Source organism: Ensifer sp. Root278 (assembly GCF_001429285.1).
GTDB lineage: Bacteria > Pseudomonadota > Alphaproteobacteria > Rhizobiales > Rhizobiaceae > Ensifer.
In genome coordinates this window covers 73902-96853 of sequence record NZ_LMJJ01000004.1, presented here as the reverse complement: position 1 = coordinate 96853, position 22952 = coordinate 73902, and the positions used below count along the sequence as shown (strand labels likewise).

The window sequence follows — 22952 nt, the reverse complement described above, 5'->3', positions numbered from 1 at the left end:
GTAACGTCTAAGAGAGCGGCCCGCCGCTCTTTCGAACGGCGGGCCGACGGCATCTTACTCCGCCGCCTCTTCCTTCTCGACGTCGTCGGCGATGAAACCGCCGGACTGGCGCGACCAGAGGTCGGCATAAAGGCCGCCCTTGGCGACGAGTTCGCCGTGCGAGCCGGTCTCGACGATCCGGCCCGCTTCGAGGATCACCAGCCGGTCCATCTCCGTCAGCGTCGACAGGCGGTGGGCGATCGCGATCACCGTCTTGCCGGACATCAGCGCGAAGAGGTTTTCCTGGATCGCCGCTTCGACTTCGGAATCGAGCGCCGAGGTCGCCTCGTCGAGGATCAGGATCGGCGCGTCCTTGAGGAAAACGCGCGCGATCGCGACGCGCTGCCGCTGGCCGCCGGAAAGCTTGACGCCACGTTCTCCGACCTGGGCGTCCAGCGCCTTGCGGCCCTGGTTGTCCTCGAGCCCCTGGATGAAGTCCCAGGCGTTCGCCTTCTTCGCCGCGGTAATGATCGCCTCGTCGTCCGCCTCCGGATGTCCATAGGCGATATTATCGCGAATGGAGCGGTGCAGCAGCGAGGTGTCCTGCGTGACGACGCCGATCTGGGCGCGCAGGCTGTCCTGCGTGACGGTGGAGATATCCTTGCCGTCGATCCGGATCGCACCGTCCTCCAGGTCGTAGAAGCGCAACAGCAGGTTCATCAGCGTCGTCTTGCCGGCGCCTGAGCGACCAACGAGACCGATCTTCTCGCCCGGTTTGATGTCGAGCGACAGGTGATCGATGACGCCCTTGGCCTTGCCGTAGTGGAAGCGGATGTTGTCGAAGGCAATCGCCCCCTTGTCCGCCTTCAGCGCCTTGGCATCCGGTTCATCGACGATATCGTGCGCCTTTGTCATCATGCCGATGCCGTCATAGACCGTACCGATGTTCTCGAAGAGCGCCGAGACTTCCCACATGATCCACTGCGACATGCCGTTGATGCGCATCGCCAGACCGACCGCAATCGCGATCGCGCCGACCGAGATCGCACTCGTCAGCCAGAGATGGATGCCAAGCGTGGCGATCGCAAAGAGTGCGATGCTGTTGTTGGCATAAACGAGGATATGGAACAGCGTCACCTTGCGCATCTGGCGATGTACGGTGTCGAGGAAACCGTCCATGCCGTCACGCGCATAGCCTTCCTCGCGGCCGGCATGCGAGAACAGCTTGACCGTGCCGATGTTGGTATAGCTGTCGACGATCCGGCCCGTCATCATCGAGCGCGCATCGGCCTGCTCCTTGGAGATCTTCTGCAGGCGCGGCACAAAATAGCTGACGATGCAGATGTAGATCGCGAGCCAGATGGTGAGCGGGATAACGAGGCGCCAGTCGGCGGTCGCCACGACCGCGAGCATGGTGACGAAGTAGCTGACGACATAGACGAAGACGTCGAGGATCTTCATCACCGTTTCGCGCACCGCAAGCGACGTCTGCATCACCTTCGTCGCCACGCGTCCAGCGAACTCGTTGGCAAAGAAGGTCATGCTCTGGCGCAGCAGGTAGCGGTGCATCTGCCAGCGGGCGATCATCGGATAGTTGCCGAGCAGCACCTGGTGCATGATCAGCGAGTCGATCGCCACCAGGCCAGGCAGGCCGATGAGGACGAGTGCGCCCATCCAGAAGAGCCTGCCGCCCTCGGCCTCCAGGAATGTGTCGCGGTTGGCGCTCGACAGCCAGTCGACCATGTTGCCGAGGAACTGGAACAGCGCCACCTCGCCGACGGCGATCAGCATGGTGCAGACGGACATAATCAGTAGCCACGGCACGGCCGGCTTGGAATAATGCCAGCAGAAGCCGAAAAGGCTTTTCGGCGGGAGCGTCGGCTCCTCCGCCGGATAGGGATTGAGGCGGGATTCAAACCAGCCGAACATTGCATTGCTCCTTCAGAGTATTTTGAAGGAAAGCGGGGTTTCCCCGCATTCATATGATGAAAAGGTCAGTCCGGAAATGCAGCCCGAAAGAGGGCTTCGTCTTCCGGAGTCCCGGAAGCGCGTCGATCTCTTTTAAAAGATAGGTCGCGGAACCGGTCAGGCCAAACGGTGGCCCACTACTCCAGGAAGGCGTGTCAACATCAATACATTCATGTTTGCCTCCGTCGGTTCGCGTTGAAGAGGCCTGATCTCTACCCTTATTCGCGCCGGCATGCCAGATTGTCGCAGGCTGTTTCTTGCACATTTTTTCACCGTTCGGATATCTGTTGCCGTTTCGGCACAGATTAGCGCCGGCAATATCAGCGACCGCAAAAGCACGCAGCGCCGAGCCTTTGGCAGCGGAAAACACGGATGACTGCTTCATCGGATACGCCTCCTGATCTTCAAGGTGTCGGTTTCGTCCTTCGCCGCCCCCGCGACGGTGATGTGGATGCGCGCCTGAGGCTCGGCCGCCATCCGGAAATCTACCGAATGTTCGGTGCGGGCCGGTCCTTTCCCGGCCTCTTCAGTCAGGGAGAGGCAGCCGCCTGGGTTGCGCGGATCGCCGGACACCCGGCGGCCTGGATCATCGATCAGGACGGCCTCACCGGCGAAGTGAGGCTCGACAATCTCAATCACGTCGATCGGCGTGCGAGCTTCGCCATCGGCATTTTCGATCCGGAACGCCTCGGCAAGGGGCTTGGCACGGCGGTCACCAAGCGGGTATTGGCCCATGCCTTCGATGAACTTGCCCTTCATCGGGTGTCGCTCAGGGTTCTCGCCTTCAATGAGCGGGCGATTGCCGCCTATCGCAAGTCCGGCTTCTCCATCGAGGGCCGCGAACGTGAGTCGGCTCTGATCGACGGCGAGTGGCATGACGACATCATGATGGGCATCCTGGCCGCGGAATTTGACGCGCGGCGTGATGCTACCGGAAACGAGTGACCTGACGTGAGCAATCTGCGCATCGCCCTCTACCAGCCCGACATTCCCGGCAATACCGGCACGATCCTGCGTCTTGCCGCCTGTCTCGGGCTTTGCGTCGACGTGATCGAACCGGCTGGCTTCGACCTCTCCGACCGCAACCTGAAGCGCGCCGGCATGGACTATATCGCCTCGGTGGCGCTCACCCGCCATGTCAACTGGGAGCGCTTCGAAGAGTGGCGAGCGGCGAGCGGACGCCGACTGGTGCTCGCATCTACCAAGGCTGCCCTGCCCTATACGCGCTACGAGTTTCGCCCCGACGACATCCTGCTCTTCGGACGGGAGAGCGCCGGCGTGCCCGACCACGTGCACGAGCGTGCCGACGGCCGAATCCTCATTCCAATGGCGGAGGGCCAGCGCTCGCTGAACATCGCCATCTCCGCCGCGATGATCGCCGGCGAAGCGATCCGGCAGGTTTCTCCAGCCTGACAGTGTAAACATTGCTACCTCCTTGGCTGTCGATCGAGGGGCGCTGCAAGCGGAACCGGCCACCGTCAGTGGTCGGCGCGTTACGCCGCCACCTCGTTGTAGGGTGCGCTCTTGCGCGCCTGTTTCAGAACACGTGCCCACCAGGTCAGCCGGTCGATCATCACGAACAGCGGCGCACGCAATTCCTCGGGCTTGTAGAGGTTGCCGGCAGCGTCGAACTTCGACCACGCCTTGGGGAAAGTGATGCCATCGCGCAGCGTCACCGTATGCAGCTCCCCGAACACCTGGCGCAATTGCTCGACGGCCCGGATGCCGCCCGAGGCGCCGCCATAGGAGACGAAGGAGACAGGCTTTGCGTGCCAGGGCTCGTAGACCGAATCGATCAGTTCCTTGAGCGCCGCCGGATAGCCGTGATTGTATTCGGGCGTGACGATGATGAAGGCGTCGGCCTCGGCGATCTTGCGCTCGAGCCACTCGCCCGGATTGACCGCAGCGCCCAGCCCACGCGAGGTCCTCAGCCGCGCCGGATCGATGATCGTCAGGGTGAACACATCAGAAGCCGAAAGTTCCCGGATCAGCCAGTTGGCGACCGTATCGCAGAAGCGACCCTGGCGCGCGCTGCCATAGATCACGGCAAGGGTCATTTTCTCAGTCATGGGATCAAGCTCCTGTTGTCGACGTCATGGAGCCAATGCTATAAAACCTCAACAATAGTTGAGGTCAATAGCCATCATGACAGTTGTGAAAAGCAGCGAATTGCGCCGCGAGCTGACGGTCGGCGAAGTGGCGGAGCGAAGCGGCGTCGCCGTCTCCACCCTGCACTTCTACGAGGCCAAGGGGCTGATCCGCAGCAACCGCACCCGCGGCAACCAGCGCCGTTATCCGCGCAGCGTGCTGCGACGGGTCGCCGTCATCAAGGTGGCCCAGCGCACCGGCATCCCTCTGTCGGAGATCCAGGACGCTTTGTCGGTATTGCCGGACGATCGTCCGTTAACCGTCGAAGATTGGGGCAGATTGTCCGAAAACTGGCGCGAACAGCTGAACGAACGCATCGCCAACCTGATGGCATTGCGCGATCATCTGACGGGCTGCATCGGCTGCGGCTGCCTGTCGCTGCGTGAATGTCCGCTGCGCAACCCGCACGACGTGCTGTCGATGGAAGGCGCCGGACCGCGGTTGATGGATGATGATGGCCACCCTTGAGGGCAGTTAAATGAGTCAATCCGCACTCGGCAGGCGGCGCATGGTGAATTCGATCTCGTCGCCATCGAGCTGCCGCCAGCTTTCGACCTCGGTCCAGTAGGCGGCCTTCGGCCAGGTATCGAACCATTCCCGTGCCTTCGCCCGGGCGGCGCTGCGATCGAGCCGAAAGGTTTCGCGCACGAAAAGGCCATCGCCTCGTGTCGGTTTGTCCCGGCGATGCCGGGCGATCTGCCGCCGCAATCCATCGAGCGGCGGGCCTGCAGGTATTCTTGCCATGGGCTATACCTCTGATAACTAAGATAGTGACGGCGCTAGAGCTTTGCCAGAGGATTGTTCTGCGGCAGGCTCGCGCTGCCCATCAGCGCTCTGGTGCGACAGACCGCCCCGAGGTGCTGGACCGACGTTGCCATCGGCGCGAAAGTGTGAACTGTGGCGACTTCAATCGAATCGGCGGCATTTCATCGGGAAACCCGCCAACAGGACGCAATTTTCCATGGAACGACCGCAGCTCCCCCCGGGCCTCCCCGCAGATATCGAAGTGAAGAAGGCCGAGGCGCGTGCGTGGTTCGAAGGGCTGCGCGACACCATCTGCGCTGCCTTTGAAGGCATCGAGGATGAACTGACCGGTCCCCTCTCCGATCGCGCGCCCGGGCGTTTCGTCGCCAAGGATTGGAGCCGGGACGATGGCAAGGGCGGCGGTGGCCGCATGTCGATGATGGAAGGCCGCGTCTTCGAAAAGGTGGGCGTCCACACCTCGACCGTCTTTGGTGAATTCTCGCCTGAATTCCGCAGCCAGATTCCGGGCGCCGCCGAGGATCCGCGCTTCTGGGCCTCCGGCATTTCGTTGATTGCCCACCCCGTGAACCCCAACGTGCCGGCCGTGCATATGAACACCCGCATGGTGGTGACGACGAGCAACTGGTTCGGCGGCGGTGCAGACCTCACGCCGGTGCTCGACCGCCGCCGCGTCATGACCGATGCGGACACGCAGCTCTTCCATCGCGCCATGGAAATCACCTGCAGCCGCCATGCGGTCGCCGACCACGCCAAGTTCAAGACGTGGTGCGATGACTACTTCTTCCTGCCGCACCGCAACGAGCCGCGCGGAACCGGCGGCATCTTCTACGACTGGTTGCGCTCGTCGGAGGAACAGGGTGGCTGGGATGCGGACTTCGCCTTCACCCGCGACGTAGGCAAGGCCTTTGCCCTCGTCTACCCGAAGATCGTCCGCACCAACTTCAACATGCCCTGGACCGAGGAAGACCGGGATGAGCAGCTCGTGCGGCGCGGTCGCTATGTCGAGTTCAACCTGCTCTATGACCGCGGCACGATCTTCGGCCTGAAGACCGGCGGCAACGTCGAGTCGATCCTGTCGTCGCTGCCCCCGGTGGTGCGCTGGCCCTAAGGCAAGCACAGAGAACGTTTCGCCAGGCACGAACGCTCTCGCCACCTCAACTGCATATCCGCACCTTCTTCAGGATGACCCTGCCATAGGCGCCGTAGGTCTTGACGGTTTTGACGACGCAGCTCTGCCTGTAGCCATAGCTGTAGTTCCCGGCTTGCGCCGGTGTGCCGAAGGCAAGTGCCATCGCTATCGCCAGAGCCATGGCGAAAAAAGAGCCGCGCATCGATATGTCCCCTGCATGCTGATCGTGACCGCGACAGATCCCGTCGCTTGAGGAGACACATGGCACGACTGAGGATTTCCCGCTGTTTCGAATGAAACAGGCGAACAAAGCGTGGCATCCGACGTTTCCCCTGCGTTGAGCGAGGTGGATGCGATGATTTTCAAGAAGCGAACATTCTACGGCGACGAGCCGGAGCGGCAGGCCGCGGATCACCCGGCCGAGCTCGAGCGCCGCGTCGCCCATTTTCTGGCGGTGGCGCCCGGCCTCGATGCCGCCGATCTCACGGTGACTGCCAAGGGCAACACGATCATCCTTGCCGGCTTCGTCGCGACCGCGGCCGAAGCTGCCCGCGCCGAAGAGGCGGCAAGACACATGCAAGGCGTCGCGGAAGTGATCAACCGGATCGAAATAGCCGGCATAAAATAGAAGGCGTCAGATGGAGCCCAGCGTCCAGCTGACGATCTCGGCGGAAACGCTGGCGAAAGCCTGATCCATCGCCTCGATGAAGGCCGGGTTGCCCGCACCCTTCACGCTGGCCGTGGCCCGAAACGCCTTTTGCACCCGCACCGTGCCATTGCGGTCGTTGAGGATTTTCGCGAAGATTTCGACGACGGCCGTATCGGCACCTTCCGTCGAGATCTCGAAGGCGCGGATTTCGGTGATGACTTGGTAATCGATCGCAAGGCCCTGGCCCGGCTTGCCGACGCCGCCGATCTTGCCGGTGTCTTCGAAGGCCTGCACGAGCTTCGACTGCACCAGCTTCGGCAGGCGATCGCTCCATTGTGCCTTGGAGAGATATTGCAGCTCGGAACCGGACAGGCGGATGACGACTTGGTCGCTGTCGAGCGCCTTCAGCGCCGTCGGCTCGGGCACCAGGATTTGTTTGCCGGTCGATGCCCGTCCTTCAACGAGAGGTGTAGCCGAAAGGCTGTACGTGTCGTTGACGGCTTTCGTACCGCAGCCGGCAAGTCCGGCTGCCAGCACGAAAATCAGGGCGGAGCGCCATGCTCCTGCTACTCGCACACCCACCAGCCCCGGAAAACTCATACTGCCAATACCCTTGTCCCAAACACCTTGGCGCACTTTTGAGCCGAAGCATAACGCCTGTTTGCCACGCCCGAATCAGCGCCGGGTACGGCCATCATATTGCTTCACCGTCTCGCCGCCAAAGAGAAGACGCTGCGGGTTCTTGTCGAATGTGGAGATGGTGTTCTCCAGGCTCTGGACCGTACGCCGCGTATCGGTGACGAGTGCTTCGACGTCGCGCAGGCCCGAGCCCGAGAAGCGCTTGAGGTTGTCGGCGATCGGGCCGATCTGCGCATTGAGATTGTCGGCCATCTTGCGGAATGACGCGAGCGTCGCGCGGGCGTCAGCCGAAAGCGAAGGCGCATCCGCATCACCAAGGAAACCATCGACCTTGACGAGAATGCTGTCGACCCGGTTGGCAGAGGCGTTCAACTTGCTTGCCAACTGGGTGACATCGGTGATGGTACGGTCGATATCCTGCTGCCGCGCCGTGATCTTTTCGGCAAATGCGGAAATGTTGGCGACCGTCTTTCGGGCGTCTGCGGTCGCTGCTGTGATGTCGTTGACGACGAGCTCGACCTTCTCCTTGTCCACCGAGGCCACCAGCGTATCGACCCGCTCCAGCGTCTTCTGGGCGTTCTTGCCGAACTGGTCATAGGTCTCGACCGTTCGACGCAGCGCAGCAAGCGTCTCCGTCACTCCGCCCGAAGCCGCCTTCAGGTCGTTGCTGATCTGCTCGACATTCGAAACGATGTGGTCGATCTTCTTCGGATCCACCGACTTTACCAGGGTCTCGGCAGCCTCCAGGGTCGAATCGAGTTTCTTGGAGGCTGCGCTGACCGAACCGGAAAGCTCCGTCACGCTCCTGAGGAAATCGTCGATCGCGCCGGAATTGTTGGCAAGCGCCGTGGAGAACGTTTCGGCATTGCCGATCGTTTTCGTCAGCGGGCCGCGCACGTCGGTCACAAAACCCTGGATGTCGGTGATGGCGTCGTTGGCCCGGTCCATGATCTGGTCGGCAGTCGCCAGCAGGCTGGTAACGCTCGACTGATCCGCAAGGATGCGCGCCTGTGTGCCATTTTCGATCGCGGATCTCAGGATGTTCTCGTCGCCCTTGCGGCCGCCGCTGAGCTCGATATAGGCGGCGCCCGTCAGGCCCTGCACTTCCAGCGTCGCCTTGGTCGATTTCAGTACCGGCGCATCGATCGAAACCTCGGTGACCGCAATCGAATAGCGCGGGTCATTGGCGTCGATCGCAAGATTGCGCACCGTGCCGACGGGAATACCGTTGAAGCGCACCGGCGAACCGACGGAAAGACCGTTGGCGGAACCCGGAATATTGACCACCAGCTCGACCATCTCGCCGCTGCGGCCGTATTGCGACATCCAGTAGACGAAGCCGAATGCGGCCGCGATCACGAACACCGTGAAGAAACCGACAATGGCGTAGTTCGCTTTCGTTTCCATTCGTACCGACTACCTTCGTGGCCGCTTCACCGGCTCTTGCTCCGATCTCGACATGTGTGCGTCAAAACCGCCTTCTCGAAATCATTGATCGTTCCGCACGATCGAACGTGCCCGCTTGCCCCTGAAATAGGACTGCACCCAGGGGTCGTCGCAGGCCAGCATGTCCTCCACGGTCCCCTCGACCAGAACCTTCTTCTTGCCGAGAACCGCGATGCGGTCACAGACGGAAAACAGGCTGTCGAGGTCGTGAGTCACCATATACACGGTCAATCCCAGCGTGTCGCGCAGCTTGGCAATCAACTCGTCGAACTCGGCAGCCCCGATCGGATCGAGGCCCGAGGTCGGCTCGTCCAGGAAGACCAGGTCGGGATCGAGCGCCAGTGCGCGTGCGAGAGCCGCGCGCTTGATCATGCCACCCGAAAGCTCCGACGGGTATTTTTCCGCCGCTTCCGGCTCCAGGCCGACCAGCTCGATCTTCACCCGCGCCAGTTCGTCCATCAGGCTCTGCGGCAGGTCGAGATATTCCCGCATCGGCACCTGGATGTTCTCGCGCACCGTCAGCGCCGAAAAGAGCGCGCCATGCTGGAAGAGAACGCCGAGGCGCATGTCGAGCGCGATGCGCTCGGCTTCGGTGATCTTGTCGTAGTCGGCGCCCAAGATCTCGATCTTGCCGGAACGCTTCGCCAGCAACCTCAGCACGGTGCGCATCAGCACCGACTTGCCCGTGCCGGAAGCGCCGACGAAACCAAGGATCTCGCCGCGGTAGATTTCGAGGTTCAGCTTGTCGAGCACGATGTTGGAGCCGAAGCCCACCGTCAGGTCACGGACTGAAAGAACGGACTCCCGCCCGTTCGCCTCGGTCGCCTGGTACGCATCGTGCCGTTTTTCCAATGGGTTCACGCTGTTCTCCGCCTCAAAAATCGATTGACGCGTAAAACATGGCGAAGAGCCCGTCGATCAGGATCACCACGAAGATCGACTTGACCACCGAGGACGTCACGTGACGGCCAAGCGATTCCGCGCTGCCGCCGACCTTCAACCCCTCGACGGCCGCCACCACCCCGATGATCAGCGCCATGAACGGCGCCTTGATCATGCCGGCGGCGACAGATGAAAAATCGACCGCTTCCTGCAGACGCGCAAGGAAGGTCGGGATGGTGATGCCGGAATAGCCCCAGGCAACCAGAGCGGCACCGGTCAAGGCCGCGAAGTTCGCGATGATCGTCAGCAGCGGCAGAGCAACGGTGAGCGCGACGAGGCGCGGAAAGACGAGAACGCCAATCGGGCTCAGCCCCATCACCTTCAGCGCGTCCACTTCCTCGCGCATCTTCATCGAGCCGATTTCGGCGGTGATGGCACTGCCGGAACGGCCGGCAATCATGATCGCGGTGAGAAGAACGCCGATTTCGCGCAATTGCAGGATGCCGACGAGATCGACGACGAAGACTTCCGCACCGAAGTAGCGGAGCTGGAACGCGCCCTGCTGCGCAATGATCGCACCGATCAGGAACGACATCAGCATGATGATCGGCACTGCCATCACGCCCATCCGGTCGATCTGATGAACGATCGCCGCCGGCGAGACACCGCTGTGCCGTCCAAGCTTCAGCTGGGCGCCGCGCACCGCAGAGCCAAGAATGTACATGGCAGCGACGATATCTTCCCAGGTCGCGATCATGACCTCGCCGACCGGCGCGAATATGCGCTGGAACAGCGGCACCCGCTCCTTGCCTTCATCGGGCGAACGCAGTTCTGCCGGCAAGGCGTCGAGCAGCTCGACATAGCGCTGCCCGCCGTCGGCGAAGTGAACGTCATCTCTGGACGGCCCGACGACACGGGTCACGAAGCGGCGGATGATCCAGGCCCCGGCCGTATCCATCGCGGTCACGCCGGAAAGGTCGAACTGAGCGGCGCTGTCACCCTTGCGCGCGAGCTGGTCCAGCTTCGCCGCCATCGCCTCGGCTGTTTCATGCCGCCAGACGCCGGTGAAGACATAGCTTCGCTCGCCACCACTTTCGGCCAGCGCGACATCAGCGGTCATCTTGCGGGCAGGTTGCGACACGTGGCTTCTGTTTTCCCGAATTTCTACTGCATAATTCCCTGGATCGGGGTCGGTCTCAGGACAAATTTATGCAGCGGGCCTAAAGTGTTACAGCGAACTTTGCGCATCTCAACGCGCGCCGCCGTAAAGATTCGTAAATCCTTACACCGTCATAACCGCTCGTATCGTTGCTGTCACCCGAACCTTCGACCGGTGGCGATACCAGCCCTTCAGAATGCAGGCCGGAGACGTTTTCATGTCACTTTCTCTCGATGCAGCGGTGGAACATTTCCCGATCGCAGGCATCTTTACGATCTCGCGCGGCTCCAAGACGACGGCGAGCGTCGTTACTTGCCGAATCAGTGACGGCACCCACACCGGTTCCGGCGAGTGCGTGCCCTACGGCCGCTACGGTGAAACGATCGATTCAGTGTTGGCCGAGATCGCTTCCATTCGCCCGCGCATCGAGGCTGGCCTGACCCGTGTCGAACTGCAGCGCCAGATGAAACCGGGCGCCGCACGAAATGCCGTCGATTGTGCACTGTGGGACCTGGAGGCCAAACAGAAAAACAAGCCTGTTCATGCGCTTGCGGGCATAGCCTCACCCGACGCACTGACCACCGCCTACACGTTATCACTCGCCGAGCCAGACACCATGCGCGAACAGGCGGCGAAATATGCCCACCGCGCACTCCTCAAGATCAAGGTCGGCACACCGGACGATGGCGCGCGTATCCGCGCCGTGCGGGCGGGCGCGCCCGAGAGCCGCATCATCCTCGATGCCAATGAGGGGTGGACGCCCGAAACCCTCGCCTATCACTTCGCAATCTGCGCCGAGGAACGGATCGACCTGATCGAGCAACCGCTGCCCGCCGGGCGCGACGATGCGCTGGCGACGATTGCCCGCCCGGTACCCATTTGTGCGGATGAAAGCGTGCACGCGACCGAGGACCTCGCCGCGCTCGTCGGCCGCTATGACGCGGTCAATATCAAGCTCGACAAGACCGGCGGCCTTACCGAAGCGCTGCGCATGCGCGATCAAGCAGCAGCCCTTGGCCTCAAGATCATGGTCGGCTGCATGGTCGGCAGTTCGCTGGCGATGGCGCCGGCGATCCTGGTTGCCCAGGGCGCCGATTTCGTCGATCTCGACGGGCCTCTGCTGCTCGCCGAAGACCGCACACCGGGTCTGCGCTACGAGGCTTCGCTGGTCTTCCCGCCGGAACCGCGCCTCTGGGGCTGAAGATACCAGGCGGCAACCGCGAAGCAGCAGCCGGCAAAGGCGACGACCGACATCGAATAGAACCCCTTCACCCCATACCAGGCGTAAAAATAGCCAGACAGGAACGTGAGGATCGCGGTGAAGATGCCGGTGTAGAAGAAATAGAGCCCCTGGGCGGACGCTTCCTGCGATTCCACCACCCGCTCGACCAACTTGTGCTGCATGCCGGTGTGCATGATCGCATAGGTGAAGGCGTGGAAGCACTGGAGGATGAAGTAGCCGCTGAAACCGAGATCCATCGGGAAGATGATCCAGCGCACCACGGCGAGCGAACAGCCCGACAGGATCATCACCCAGACGCTGAAACGGCGGCTGATCGCCTTGGCGAAGATGAACATCGTGACTTCGGCGGCCACGCCCGCGCTCCAGAGCAGGCCGATCTCGGTGCCGCTGTAGCCGATGTGCTGCCAGTAGATCGCCGAGAAGGCAAAAAGCATCGCGTGGCTGGCATTGACCAGCGTCACACCGATCAGGAGCAGCTGCAGGTCGAGCTGCTTGAGCGACTTCGGCGGCGGCTCGGTGAGTGCAGTGATCGGCGATGGCCGGCGCGGCTTTCCGACGCGCGGCGCCGCATAGGCCATGGCAATTGTCAGGCCGAAACCGATCGCCATCGCCGGCAGCACCATGTCGCTGCCGTATATGCCGACCATCCAGCCACCGAGCATTGTCGCACCGATGAAGGCGACCGAGCCCCAGAGCCGCATGTGGGCGTAGTCGAAGCCCCAGCGGCGGACGCCGGAAAGCGCGATCGCCTCGACGATCGGCACATAGGGCGAATAGACCGCCGATTGCAGCGTGTAGATGACCAGCACCGGCCAGAAGTCGCGAAAGTAAAACAACACCAGAGCGGTTGCAAGCGATAGGAAGCCGGACCAGATCAGCACGATCGTCCGCTCGCCAAGGCGGTCGGCGATGACGCCGGCGATCGGCGCGGTGATGACGCGCACGAACATCGGCAGCGCCAGCACGACGCCGATCTCGAAGTCGCTCATCGAGAGCGTGCTGAGCCACATCGGAAAATACGGCATCGCGAAGCCGTTGACGATCAACGGCGCGCAGAAGAGCAAGGCGATGCGAAGCGCGAAATGGCGCGGCGGAGGGCCCACGGTTGCGGGCGCTGAGGAGGGAATCATCGGCTGACCTGATGGCTGTGCTCAATCTCTAGCACAGCCCTGGCATGCCTCGCCATAACCTAGTTTTCGCGACAGGAGGTGACCTGTCGCTCTCCGGTTACGCAGCGCGCTGTGTCAGCAATTGGGCAAGCAGCTTGTCGGCTTCACCAGAGGCTTCGCCCTCAAGCGCGCCACCGCGCATCTGATGCCAGGTGATGAGTTCCATCCTGCCATCGTGATGCTCGGCAATCGCCGTGCAGCTTTCCACCCAGTCACCGGTATTGATGTAGCGGATATCGCCGATGTCCTCGATGACGGCATGGTGGATGTGGCCGCAGATCACCCCTTGAGCGTCGTGGCGACGGGCTTCCTCGGCAACCACCTTCTGGAACTCGCCGATGAAGTTGACGGCATGCTTCACCTGGAGCTTGGCCCAGGAGGAGAACGACCAATAGGGCATGCCGAGGCGCCGGCGAATGGCGGCCAGGCCGATATTGATGGCGATCGCCGTGTCATAGGCCCAGTCGCCGAGATAGGCGAGCACACGGGCATTGCGCACCACCACGTCGAATTCGTCGCCATGCAGCACCAGATAGTTACGGCCGTCCGCACCCTCGTGCATGTAGCGCTGCGCCACCTCGATGCCGCCGAAGTGCACGCCGGGAAAATCGCGCAGGAACTCGTCGTGATTGCCGGGGATATAGACGATGCGGGTGCCCTTGCGGGCCTTGCGCAGAAGCTTCTGGACGACGTCGTTGCAGTTCTGCGGCCAGTACCAGCTGCGCTTCAGCCTCCAGCCGTCGACGATGTCGCCGACCAGCACAATCGTCTCCGCTTCGTGATGCCGCAGGAAATCGAGCAGGAAGTCCGTCTTGGCGGCCTTCGACCCGAGATGGACGTCGGAGATGAACAACGTCCTGAGCTTTCGTACGGACTTGTCTTGCTGCGCCGTCATGCCAGCCTCGTCTTTAATTACGCTTCCTGCCCCCGTGAAAACCAGACTCGTGTTTCAGGAAGATGACATGAGCGCCTTGCCGCCGGTCTGGCCGCTGAAATCAGCACGGCAAAACTGTACCTCGCTCCGAATTCATGCCAAAAGGCACGACCACGAATGAGGAATGTGAGAGCATGAACACGGGCGACAAGACGAAATCCCACATCGGTCCGGCCAGCGGCGACATCGACCAGCAGGCCCTTTTCTTCCACCGTTACCCGCGCCCGGGAAAGCTCGAAATCCAGCCCACCAAGCCGCTCGGCAACCAGCGCGATCTGGCACTCGCCTATTCGCCCGGCGTGGCCGCGCCATGCATCGCCATCCGCGACAACCCGGAAACGGCCGCCGACTACACGGCGCGCGCCAACCTGGTCGCGGTCATCTCCAACGGCACGGCCGTGCTCGGTCTCGGCAATATCGGGCCGCTCGCCTCCAAGCCGGTGATGGAAGGCAAGGCCGTCCTTTTCAAGAAGTTCGCCGGCATTGACGTCTTCGACATCGAGATCGACGCTTCGTCCATCGAGCGCATGGTCGACGTGATCTCGGCGCTGGAGCCGACCTTCGGCGGCATCAACCTTGAAGACATCAAGGCACCGGAATGTTTCGAGGTTGAGCGCCAGCTGCGTGAAAAGATGCAGATCCCGGTCTTCCATGACGACCAGCACGGAACGGCGATCATCGTCGCCGCCGCCATCCTCAACGGCCTGGAACTCGCCGGCAAGGATATCGCCAAGGCGAAGATCGTGACGTCGGGTGCCGGTGCGGCAGCACTCGCCTGCCTCAACCTGCTCGTCATCCTCGGCGCCAAGCGCGAGAACATCTGGGTGCACGATCTCGAGGGCCTCGTCTACAAGGGCCGCGAGGTGCTGATGGACGAGTGGAAGTCCATCTACGCCCAGGAGAGCGACAACCGCGTGCTCGCCGACAGCATCGGCGGCGCAGACGTCTTCCTCGGCCTTTCCGCTGCCGGCGTCCTGAAGCCGGAGCTGCTGGTTCAGATGGCCGAAAAGCCGCTGATCATGGCGCTTGCCAACCCGACGCCGGAAATCATGCCGGAAGAGGCCCGTGCCGCCCGCCCGGATGCGATGATCTGCACCGGCCGCTCGGACTTCCCGAACCAGGTCAACAACGTTCTGTGCTTCCCGCACATCTTCCGCGGCGCGCTCGATTGCGGCGCAAGCACGATCAACGAAGAAATGAAAATGGCGGCGGTCCGCGCCATTGCCGGCCTTGCCCGCGAGGAGCCGTCCGACGTTGCCGCCCGCGCCTATTCCGGCGAAACCCCGGTCTTCGGCCCCGACTACCTGATCCCCTCGCCCTTCGATCAGCGCCTGATCCTCAGGATCGCGCCGGCCGTCGCCAAGGCGGCCGAGGAAAGCGGCGTCGCCACCCGTCCGATCCAGGATTATGACGCCTATCTCGACAAGCTGAACCGCTTCGTATTCCGCTCGGGCTTCATCATGAAGCCGGTGTTTGCCGCCGCGAAGAACGCCCAGAAGAACCGCGTGATCTTTGCCGAGGGCGAAGACGAGCGCGTGCTGCGCGCCGCCCAGGTGCTGCTGGAAGAAAGCACGGCCCGGCCGATCCTGATCGGGCGTCCGCAGATCATCGAGACGCGCCTGCGCCGTTACGGCCTGCGCATCCGTCCGGATGTCGATTTCGAAGTGGTGAACCCCGAAGGCGATCCGCGCTACCGCGACTATGTCGAGGATTATTTCGCCCTCGTCGGACGCCTCGGCGTCATCCCGGAGGCGGCCCGTACGATCGTGCGCACCAACACGACGGTGATCGGTGCGCTTGCGGTCAAGCGCGGCGAAGCCGATGCGCTGATCTGCGGCGTCGAAGGCCGGTACTCCAGGCACATGCGCGACGTTTCGCAGATCATCGGCAAGCGCGAAGGCGTGCTCGACTTCTCCGCCCTCAGCCTGCTGATCTCGCAGCGCGGCGCGACCTTCTTCACCGACACCTATGTCAGCTACTGCCCGAGCGCCGAGGAGATCGCGCAGACGACCGTCATGGCCGCGCAGGAAATCCGCCGCTTCGGCATCACGCCGCGTGCAGCGCTCGTCTCGCATTCGAACTTCGGTTCGCGCGACTCGGAAAGCGCCACCAAAATGCGCAAGGCGCTTCAGCTCGTGCGCGAACTCGCGCCTGACCTCGAAGTCGACGGTGAAATGCACGGCGATGCGGCGATCTCGGAAGCGCTGCGCCAACGCGTCATGCCGGACAGCAGCCTGCCGGGTGAAGCCAACCTGCTGGTCTTCCCCAATCTCGATGCCGCCAACATCACGCTCGGCGTCGTCAAGACCATGACCGACAGCCTGCATGTCGGTCCGATCCTGCTGGGTTCGGCGCTTCCCGCGCACATCCTTTCGCCTTCGGTCACATCGCGCGGTGTCGTCAACATGGCGGCCCTCGCGGTCGTCGAAGCCAGCCATCCGGGCTGACATGATACCGCGGAGATCGCCTTCGATCTTCGCAGATATCAGGCGCCAGACCGGCGCCCCCAATGCCATATCCGGGCGTCGCGCAGTTGTTGAGCGCGACGCTCTATCGCCCGAGAATCACAGCGGAATCATCCTCTGCTGCCCGCTCGCGCGATCCGGTCGCAAGAACCGGCAATCGAAAATTGCAAAATTGGCATCACACACCAAACGGGTAAGTTTGCGCTGGACAAAAGGTGAACCTCTAACCATGCTGTGGCTTCGGACGAGATTCGGTGTTGTGGCATGACTGAGCAGCAGGCTGTCCTCGACATGCTGGAAATCCTGGAAGGCGGGGGCTGTGTCGAGCCCGCTCATTTCTTTACGCTGATGCGCCGCACGTTCCGCATTGCCCATCTCCTGTACCTCGAAGCCGAGCCCTATGCGGACGAGCTCAAGATTTGCCGCCTGCATCACACCTTCGGCGCCTATGCCGCCGAGATCTACCGTTCGCGCGGCCTTCACCGAATCGATCCGATCCTGAAGCTCGCGCTTGGCGGCGTGCGCCCGGTGGAATGGACGATGGCGCGACATCGGTTCCCGGAATGCGAGCCTTTGTTCCAGGCCGCGCAGGAAATCGGCATTTCCACCGAGGGCGTTGCCTTGCCGCTGCCATCGCCCGCAGGTCGGACGGCGCTGCTGGCAATCAACGTCAACATGCCGGCCGACGAATGGACGGCCTATCGGCGCCAACATCTGCGCGATTTCCAGCTCGCCGCGAATCTTTTCCATGCGGCCATGCTGGAACATGGCGCAATGGCCGGCGGCCTTTCGGCGCGTGACATGCGCCTCACCGGTCGCGAAACCGAGGTTTTGACCTGGGCCGCCGCCGGCAAGAGCTATTGGGAAATCGCCACTATCCTCGGCATTTCCGAACGCACTGTGCGCTTCTTCATGACCAATGCGAGGCGCAAGCTGAATGTCGTCTCCAACACGCAAGCGGTCGCCCAGGCCGTCCGCCATGCGCTGATCCCCACCGTTTGACGCAGCTCGCGCCAATGCCCTCCCAAAACCCCTCGAAATCTAGTGGGAAATATCGCTGATTTAAACTGTCACTACCGACAGTTACGCGACCGCCGCCAGCCTGACAGCATCCGCCCATCCCAAGACAAGGATGGAGAAAAAGATGATCAGGATCCTGAACGGAAAGACCCGAGCACAGCACCCGCGGGCCGTCGACGACATGTTCCGGCTGCGCAAGCGGGTCTTCCACGATTTCCTGAAATGGGACGTTCAGACGGACGGCGAATGGGAAATCGACAACTACGACACGGCGAACCCGCTCTACGTGCTATCCTACGCTCCCGACGGCCGGCTGCGTGGCTCGCTGAGGCTGCTGCCGACGCTCGGTCCCAACATGCTGGACGATACCTTCCCGATCCTGCTCGGCGACAATCCGGAAATCCGCAGCGCTTCGGTGTGGGAATCGAGCCGCTTCTGCATCGAGCCCGAGATTTCGCAGGACCGTGCCTCCAATCAGGTGACGATCGCCGCCGCCGAGTTGATGTGCGGCGTCGGCGAACTCGGTCTCGCCTCCGGCATCAGCCACATCGTCACGGTCACCGACGTGTTCCTGGAACGCATGTTCCGGCGCATGGGATGCCCGGGCGAACGCATCGCCGAACCCCATCGCATCGGCTCGGTCTTCGCCGTTGCCGTCGCCTGGGAAGTGACTGACGACCTGCTTCAGCGCATGAAGGCCATTGCCGCCATCGAAGGCACCGTTCTCGAACGCCCGATGTCGCTCGAAACCGCCCGCGCCGCTTGAATGCCATCGCCGGCCGGAGCCGTTAACGCAAACCGCCGCTTGTCGTTGCACGATCACCGACAAGTTCTATGATGGAGGTGAAACAGGAATTGCCGCTGGCAGCCGCCCATATCAGAAGGCCGGCATCATGCGGCATCAGGAAGAGACTTCGCCCGTGTTCCCGCGCTTGAAACACGTCGCTGTGGTGCTTGTGCCGCTGGCCCTGGTCGGTGCCGATCCTTCGCTGGCATCGACCGTGTGCGACCGGCTGAATACCCGGCTTGCGCAACTGCCCGACATGGTCGCCACCACTGCGGATGCCCGGGACTATGCCAGCGCCATCTCACGACAGAATATCGAGCTGCGCCGGGCGAAGAACGACCGCCGCCGCGCGGGCTGCGGTGGCGGCAGCGTCGTCACCTTCGATGGCGGCGACCCCGACAGCTGCGGGGAGCTCGACAGCCTCATCGCCGAGATGGAAGACAATCTGCGCATGCTGAAGTCGGAGCGCGAGCAGATCGTCGCCGGCGGCAGCGAAGACAGCCGCCGCCGCATCCTTGCCGCGCTTGAAATCAACGGCTGCTACAGCGACAGCGAGGAGTTCGCCAGCGTCGAGCCCGAAGAGCCCGAAACGCACCGCAACATCATTGCCGACCTGCCACCTGAGGACGCCTACGGGCCGATGCTCGGGCATGGCGAAGATGGTTATGCGCCGCAGGATGGCTATTATCGCGGAACGCTCAGGACCATGTGCGTGCGCACCTGCGACGGCGCTTTCTTCCCGATCTCCTCGGATGCGACGCCGGCCGACTTCCCGCGGGACGAACAGGCCTGCCGGGCGCGCTGCCCTGGCGCCGAAACGGAACTCTACTTCCACGATATCAACACGGAAGAGAGCGAACAGATGGTCTCGGCCGTGACCGGGCTACCCTATACCGAAATGCCCAATGCGTTTGCCTATCGCACCCGCGGCATCAGCAAGCCTGGCATGTGCGGCTGCCAGATACCGCAGACTGCCGCAACCTCGCCGAAGACGACCGGCACCAAGATCGGCGACGATCAGTCATCCATCGTCGTGATCGAAACCAAGAAACCGGCGGACACCACGACCGCCAAGGCGCCGGCCGAGGAGCGGCCCTACGACCCGTCCAAGAGCAAGGTGCGCGTCGTCGGCCCGACCTTCCTGCCGCAGGAAGAAACCTCGATCGACCTGAAGCACCCGAAGGGACCGGCCTATCAACCGGTCCAGAACTGATCCTGGCGCCGCCTTAAAGCGCGTCGCGATCTTTTAGATTCGCTCATTGCACTTTAAGTTTTTGATACTTCGCACGTCGTTATCGCAAAACCGCTGCGCACTTTTGCGAGACGGGTTTTAGGAACTCTCGCCGCAGTTCCCCCAGCCTTCCTCAAACACCAGCTCTTCCAGCGGCAGGCGTTGCCGCCATCCCTTCACCGCCAGTTCGGGCTGCTGGTAAAGGCGATCGACATAACCGAGGCAGAGCCAGGCGACGATCTCGATATGATCGGGAATGCCGAGGATCGCCTTGATCTCGGCCTCGTGAAAGATGCTGACCCAGCCGACGCCAACTCCTTCGGCGCGGGCCGCAAGCCACAGGTTTTGCACGGCGCAAACCGTCGAATAGACATCCATCTGCGGATTGTGCGTGCGGCCGAGAACGACGGCGCCGCCGCGCGTGCGGTCACAGGTGACGCAAATGCTGAGCGGTGCTTTGCGAATGCCTTCGAGTTTTAGCGAGCGGTATTTGGTCTGCTGCTCTGCCTCGAACATCAGCGCCGCCTCATCATTGGCGCGGCGAAACGCCTGCCAGACGCGCTCGCGCGTTTCTGCCCCCCGCACCAGTACGAAATTCCAGGGCTGCATGAAGCCAACCGACGGCGCACTGTGCGCCGCGGCAAGCAGGCGTTTCACCAGATCGTCGGGAAGAGGCTCTGCCAAGAATTCGTCGCGCACGTCGCGGCGTGTTTCGATAGCGCGGTAGACAGCCTCCCGCTCATCCAGCGAGAAGGCACCGGCAGCCGCAAGGCCGCCCTTCGGTTCAGTCAGCATCGTTCGATCCCCAACAATGCGAAAACCTCCCGCCGTCCGCGCGGGGTTCGGTCTATCTCGCCAGGCCGGTCTTCTGACTTCGGTTCAACCGGTCGCCTCACCTTCCCAGATCGATTTAAGATCCAGTGGCAAAACCTTGAATCAATTCAAGGCACTTGTAGAGGCGACCGTCCCCGTCACAGCGTTGGGCACGTTCCGGAATGACACCGGATTCCCGATTCTCCCGCTTGCGCGGGCACCTGACGGCGTCATAAGGGCACAGCCACTAGCGAAAGACAAGCGCCCGTCAGAGCGGGATGAGGAAAAGTGCACGCAGTTTTCCGCCCGCATTCCGCTCTAACTTCTAAGGACCGATCACGTTTATGATTTTGGATCGATCCGACCCAAAATCATCGTGATCTAGAGCGGCGCCACCGGATGGGGCGAACCGTCATAGCCGCCCCAGACCGATTGGTCGAAGCAGATCACCGATCCGGTCATCAGCCCGGATTCCGCCGAAGACAGGTAGGCGCAGGCTCGCGCCACCTCGGCCGGATCGACGAGCCTGCCGAAGGGTTGGCTGGCGGCCGCCTTTTCGAGCCAATCCGCGGCAGCGCCGTGAAATTCGCGCTGGATGCGGTCCTCGCCTTCGGAAGCCATCCAGCCGATATTCAGGCCGTTGACGCGGATGCGGTTGCGCAGAAGCGCATAGGCAGTGTTCTTGGTCAGCGTCTCCAGAGCGCCTTTCGACGAGCAATAGGCCGCAATGAAGGGCTGCCCGGCCATTGCCGACATCGAGCCGATATTGACGATGGTGCCTTCCGTTCGCTCGCGCCGCATCACCTTCACCGTCTCCTGCATCAGGAAGAACGGCGCCCGCACATTGATGGCGAACATCCGGTCGAAGAGTTCCGGTGTCGTGTCCAGGATCGTGCCGCGATCGGTGATGGCGGCGGCATTGACCAGCGCATCGACCCGACCGAATTCCGCATCGCAGGCGGCAACGACCTTGCGCGCGCCGTCCACCTTTTCAAGATCGGCCTCGACATAGACCACTTTCGCGGCGCTGGCCTTGCCGATTTCTTCGGCCTTCGCCCGCCCCTTGGCGGCATTGCGCCCACAAATGACGATGCCCGCCGCACCGCGTTCGGCGAATAGGCGGGCGATCGTTGCGCCCAGCCCTTGCGTGCCGCCGGTGACGATGGCGACCTTGCCTTGCATCTGTCCGTTCATCGAGTTCCTCCCTCGCAAATGATGATGTGAAACAGCTACGGCTCCCGAGCGAAATGCGCCGGGAGCCTGTCAATTGTGAGACTGACCCGTCAACTCAGCTTGCGCTTCGCCTGCGCGTCGAGTGAGGCCCGAAAATCCTGCTCGCTTGCTCCCGCGGCAAGCGCCTCGCGCATCAACTGCGCCTGGGTCTTTGGCGCCAGCCCGCCAAGCGGCGGATCGCGGTCGAGATTGGTTGGGAAGGAATAGCCCTCGGCGCAGGACGCGATGGCATTGGCCGCTTCTGCATTGGTCAGTTTGCCCCCGCCAAGCAAAACCTTCAACGCCGGATAGAGCGTCGCGCTCATCGTCAGTCGATCGACCGTTTCCATTGTCCGGCCAAAGGCCGAGGACACCTGCAGCAGGTTCGCCACGCGGCGGATGTCGGTGGAGCGGTTGTTGCCGGCCGCGTGGAAGAGCGCCGGATTGAAGAAGACGACATCGCCCTTTTCGAGCGGGAGCTGGACATGGTGCTCGTCGAAATAGGCTCGGAACTCGGGCCGATTGAGCGCCAGATAACCCGGCACATAGGTCTGGCTATAGGGCAGGAACAGGGTCGGCCCGCTTTCAAGCGGCATGGCGCAGTGGGCGACCGCGCCCTGCAGCGTCAGCACCGGCGAGAGCTTGTGGACATGCGCTGGATAGCGCTCGATCACCGCGGCGGTCTGGAAGCCGAGATGGTAGTCCCGGTGCGCCGATTGTGCCGCGCCGCCCGGATTGACGCGGTTCACCTGCGCCGTCATCTGGTAATTCGGCCCAAGCCAGGCTTCGCTGACAAGCGCAATGATGGCATTGCCGTAGTAGGCGGCAAAATTCGCCGGCGCCTTCAGGCAGTGCTTTTCCAGCGAGTTCCAGATGCGATCATTGGCGCCAGGCTTGGCGAAGTGGTCGCCGCCGCCGCTGTTGCTGCGATGCTGCTCCTCGATGATCTCGTCGAAGACGGTGCTCGCGACATCCACCGCGGCGGTATCGGCAAAGGCGCGCTTGAACACCGCCACACCCGGGCCGGTCGCCAGCGCCTCACAGATTTCGGCAAGCACCGCCCGCCGCGTTTCTGCATCGCCGCAGGCGGCAATCAGCTCGTCGCTATTGTAGATCAACACGTTCTGGTCGCAGCTCGAAGCATAGGGATAGTCGGCCAGGCTGGTCCGGCGCTCGACCTCCGCCCGGAACGCCTCGATATCGCAGGCCGCTTCGGTGAGCCAGATGCGCTCGATCCGCTGCCTCGCCCTGTTGTCGGTCTTCATCGCGTTTCCTCCTCCGGAACATCTTGATGGGCACGACTATAGGCGGCGG

24 protein-coding genes and 1 riboswitch are annotated in these 22952 nt (G+C 62.5%); of the genes, 10 read left to right on the top strand and 14 right to left on the bottom strand.

What is annotated here, in order from left to right; translation table 11 throughout:
- Positions 1-54: 54 nt before the first annotated feature.
- Positions 55-1908, bottom strand: a complete 1854-nt coding sequence (locus tag ASE60_RS06320; RefSeq protein ID WP_057248896.1) for an ABC transporter ATP-binding protein — start codon at positions 1906-1908, stop codon at positions 55-57.
- A 49-nt stretch (positions 1909-1957) separates the two neighbouring features.
- Positions 1958-2332, bottom strand: a complete 375-nt coding sequence (locus ASE60_RS34445) for a hypothetical protein (protein WP_156414593.1) — start codon at positions 2330-2332, stop codon at positions 1958-1960.
- Here ASE60_RS34445 and ASE60_RS06315 point away from each other — a divergent pair.
- Both ASE60_RS06315 and ASE60_RS06310 read left to right on the top strand, forming a co-directional pair.
- Positions 2320-2892, top strand: coding sequence for a GNAT family protein (locus ASE60_RS06315; protein ID WP_057248895.1), 573 nt, complete (start codon positions 2320-2322; stop codon positions 2890-2892). The two genes, ASE60_RS34445 and ASE60_RS06315, sit on opposite strands and share 13 nt — an antisense overlap.
- A 6-nt stretch (positions 2893-2898) precedes the next feature.
- Positions 2899-3360, top strand: coding sequence for a tRNA (cytidine(34)-2'-O)-methyltransferase (locus tag ASE60_RS06310; protein ID WP_057248894.1), 462 nt, complete (start codon positions 2899-2901; stop codon positions 3358-3360).
- Between the two features lie 80 nt (positions 3361-3440).
- On the opposite strand, the gene ASE60_RS06305 is transcribed toward ASE60_RS06310, so the two are convergent.
- Positions 3441-4016, bottom strand: coding sequence for an NADPH-dependent FMN reductase (locus tag ASE60_RS06305; RefSeq protein ID WP_057248893.1), 576 nt, complete (start codon positions 4014-4016; stop codon positions 3441-3443).
- A gap of 76 nt (positions 4017-4092) precedes the next feature.
- On the opposite strand from ASE60_RS06305, the gene soxR reads away from it, so the two are divergent.
- Positions 4093-4563: a redox-sensitive transcriptional activator SoxR gene (gene soxR / locus ASE60_RS06300; RefSeq protein WP_057248892.1), complete on the top strand. Its 471-nt coding sequence runs from the start codon at positions 4093-4095 to the stop codon at positions 4561-4563.
- Between the two features lie 15 nt (positions 4564-4578).
- On the opposite strand, the gene ASE60_RS06295 is transcribed toward soxR, so the two are convergent.
- Positions 4579-4839, bottom strand: coding sequence for a hypothetical protein (locus ASE60_RS06295; protein ID WP_057248891.1), 261 nt, complete (start codon positions 4837-4839; stop codon positions 4579-4581).
- 217 nt (positions 4840-5056) lie between these two features.
- On the opposite strand from ASE60_RS06295, the gene hemF reads away from it, so the two are divergent.
- Positions 5057-5968 carry an oxygen-dependent coproporphyrinogen oxidase gene (hemF, locus tag ASE60_RS06290; RefSeq protein ID WP_057248890.1) on the top strand — a complete coding sequence of 304 codons (912 nt, stop codon included), beginning with the start codon at positions 5057-5059 and terminating at the stop codon, positions 5966-5968.
- Positions 5969-6014: 46 nt separating this feature from the next.
- On the opposite strand, the gene ASE60_RS34440 is transcribed toward hemF, so the two are convergent.
- Positions 6015-6191 carry a hypothetical protein gene (locus ASE60_RS34440; protein WP_156414592.1) on the bottom strand — a complete coding sequence of 59 codons (177 nt, stop codon included), beginning with the start codon at positions 6189-6191 and terminating at the stop codon, positions 6015-6017.
- A 153-nt stretch (positions 6192-6344) separates the two neighbouring features.
- Between ASE60_RS34440 and ASE60_RS06285 the strand changes: the two genes are divergently transcribed.
- Positions 6345-6617, top strand: a complete 273-nt coding sequence (locus tag ASE60_RS06285; protein WP_057248968.1) for a BON domain-containing protein — start codon at positions 6345-6347, stop codon at positions 6615-6617.
- Positions 6618-6623: 6 nt separating this feature from the next.
- Here the strand turns inward: ASE60_RS06285 and ASE60_RS06280 are convergent, their stop codons facing one another.
- From ASE60_RS06280 to ASE60_RS06265, 4 genes are all read right to left on the bottom strand, one after another.
- Complete coding sequence (locus ASE60_RS06280) at positions 6624-7238, bottom strand: ABC-type transport auxiliary lipoprotein family protein (protein WP_057248889.1); 615 nt, start codon at positions 7236-7238, stop codon at positions 6624-6626.
- Between the two features lie 75 nt (positions 7239-7313).
- Positions 7314-8684: an MlaD family protein gene (locus ASE60_RS06275; protein WP_057248888.1), complete on the bottom strand. Its 1371-nt coding sequence runs from the start codon at positions 8682-8684 to the stop codon at positions 7314-7316.
- An 81-nt stretch (positions 8685-8765) separates the two neighbouring features.
- Positions 8766-9575, bottom strand: a complete 810-nt coding sequence (locus ASE60_RS06270; protein ID WP_057248887.1) for an ABC transporter ATP-binding protein — start codon at positions 9573-9575, stop codon at positions 8766-8768.
- Positions 9576-9597: 22 nt separating this feature from the next.
- Positions 9598-10725, bottom strand: a complete 1128-nt coding sequence (locus ASE60_RS06265) for an ABC transporter permease (protein WP_082615754.1) — start codon at positions 10723-10725, stop codon at positions 9598-9600.
- A 256-nt stretch (positions 10726-10981) separates the two neighbouring features.
- Here ASE60_RS06265 and dgcA point away from each other — a divergent pair, with 256 nt between their 5' ends.
- Positions 10982-11965 carry an N-acetyl-D-Glu racemase DgcA gene (gene dgcA, locus ASE60_RS06260; protein ID WP_057248885.1) on the top strand — a complete coding sequence of 328 codons (984 nt, stop codon included), beginning with the start codon at positions 10982-10984 and terminating at the stop codon, positions 11963-11965.
- Here the strand turns inward: dgcA and ASE60_RS06255 are convergent.
- Both ASE60_RS06255 and ASE60_RS06250 read right to left on the bottom strand, forming a co-directional pair.
- Complete coding sequence (locus ASE60_RS06255; RefSeq protein WP_057248884.1) at positions 11917-13137, bottom strand: MFS transporter; 1221 nt, start codon at positions 13135-13137, stop codon at positions 11917-11919. The two genes, dgcA and ASE60_RS06255, sit on opposite strands and share 49 nt — an antisense overlap.
- Positions 13138-13234: 97 nt before the next feature.
- The gene (locus ASE60_RS06250) at positions 13235-14071 is read right to left on the bottom strand and encodes a UDP-2,3-diacylglucosamine diphosphatase (protein WP_057248883.1); all 837 of its coding nucleotides are present in this window, start codon (positions 14069-14071) and stop codon (positions 13235-13237) included.
- A gap of 173 nt (positions 14072-14244) precedes the next feature.
- On the opposite strand from ASE60_RS06250, the gene ASE60_RS06245 reads away from it, so the two are divergent.
- The 4 genes from ASE60_RS06245 (at position 14245) to ASE60_RS06230 (ending at position 19595) form a co-directional block, all read left to right on the top strand.
- The gene (locus ASE60_RS06245; RefSeq protein WP_057248882.1) at positions 14245-16557 is read left to right on the top strand and encodes an NADP-dependent malic enzyme; all 2313 of its coding nucleotides are present in this window, start codon (positions 14245-14247) and stop codon (positions 16555-16557) included.
- 282 nt (positions 16558-16839) lie between these two features.
- Complete coding sequence (locus ASE60_RS06240) at positions 16840-17577, top strand: LuxR C-terminal-related transcriptional regulator (protein WP_057248881.1); 738 nt, start codon at positions 16840-16842, stop codon at positions 17575-17577.
- A gap of 142 nt (positions 17578-17719) precedes the next feature.
- A complete protein-coding gene (locus tag ASE60_RS06235) occupies positions 17720-18361 on the top strand; it encodes an acyl-homoserine-lactone synthase (protein WP_057248880.1) in 642 nt (213 codons plus the stop codon).
- 127 nt (positions 18362-18488) lie between these two features.
- The gene (locus tag ASE60_RS06230; RefSeq protein WP_057248879.1) at positions 18489-19595 is read left to right on the top strand and encodes a DUF2865 domain-containing protein; all 1107 of its coding nucleotides are present in this window, start codon (positions 18489-18491) and stop codon (positions 19593-19595) included.
- Positions 19596-19712: 117 nt separating this feature from the next.
- Here ASE60_RS06230 and bluB read toward each other — a convergent pair whose 3' ends face one another.
- From bluB to ASE60_RS06215, 3 genes are all read right to left on the bottom strand, one after another.
- Positions 19713-20408 carry a 5,6-dimethylbenzimidazole synthase gene (gene bluB / locus ASE60_RS06225; RefSeq protein WP_057248878.1) on the bottom strand — a complete coding sequence of 232 codons (696 nt, stop codon included), beginning with the start codon at positions 20406-20408 and terminating at the stop codon, positions 19713-19715.
- Between the two features lie 45 nt (positions 20409-20453).
- A riboswitch (cobalamin riboswitch) is annotated at positions 20454-20666 on the bottom strand.
- Positions 20667-20807: 141 nt separating this feature from the next.
- The gene (locus ASE60_RS06220) at positions 20808-21620 is read right to left on the bottom strand and encodes an SDR family oxidoreductase (protein ID WP_057248877.1); all 813 of its coding nucleotides are present in this window, start codon (positions 21618-21620) and stop codon (positions 20808-20810) included.
- Between the two features lie 89 nt (positions 21621-21709).
- On the bottom strand, positions 21710-22903 hold the full coding sequence (locus ASE60_RS06215; RefSeq protein WP_057248876.1) for a phytanoyl-CoA dioxygenase family protein: 1194 nt from the start codon (positions 22901-22903) through the stop codon (positions 21710-21712).
- Positions 22904-22952 lie beyond the last annotated feature (49 nt).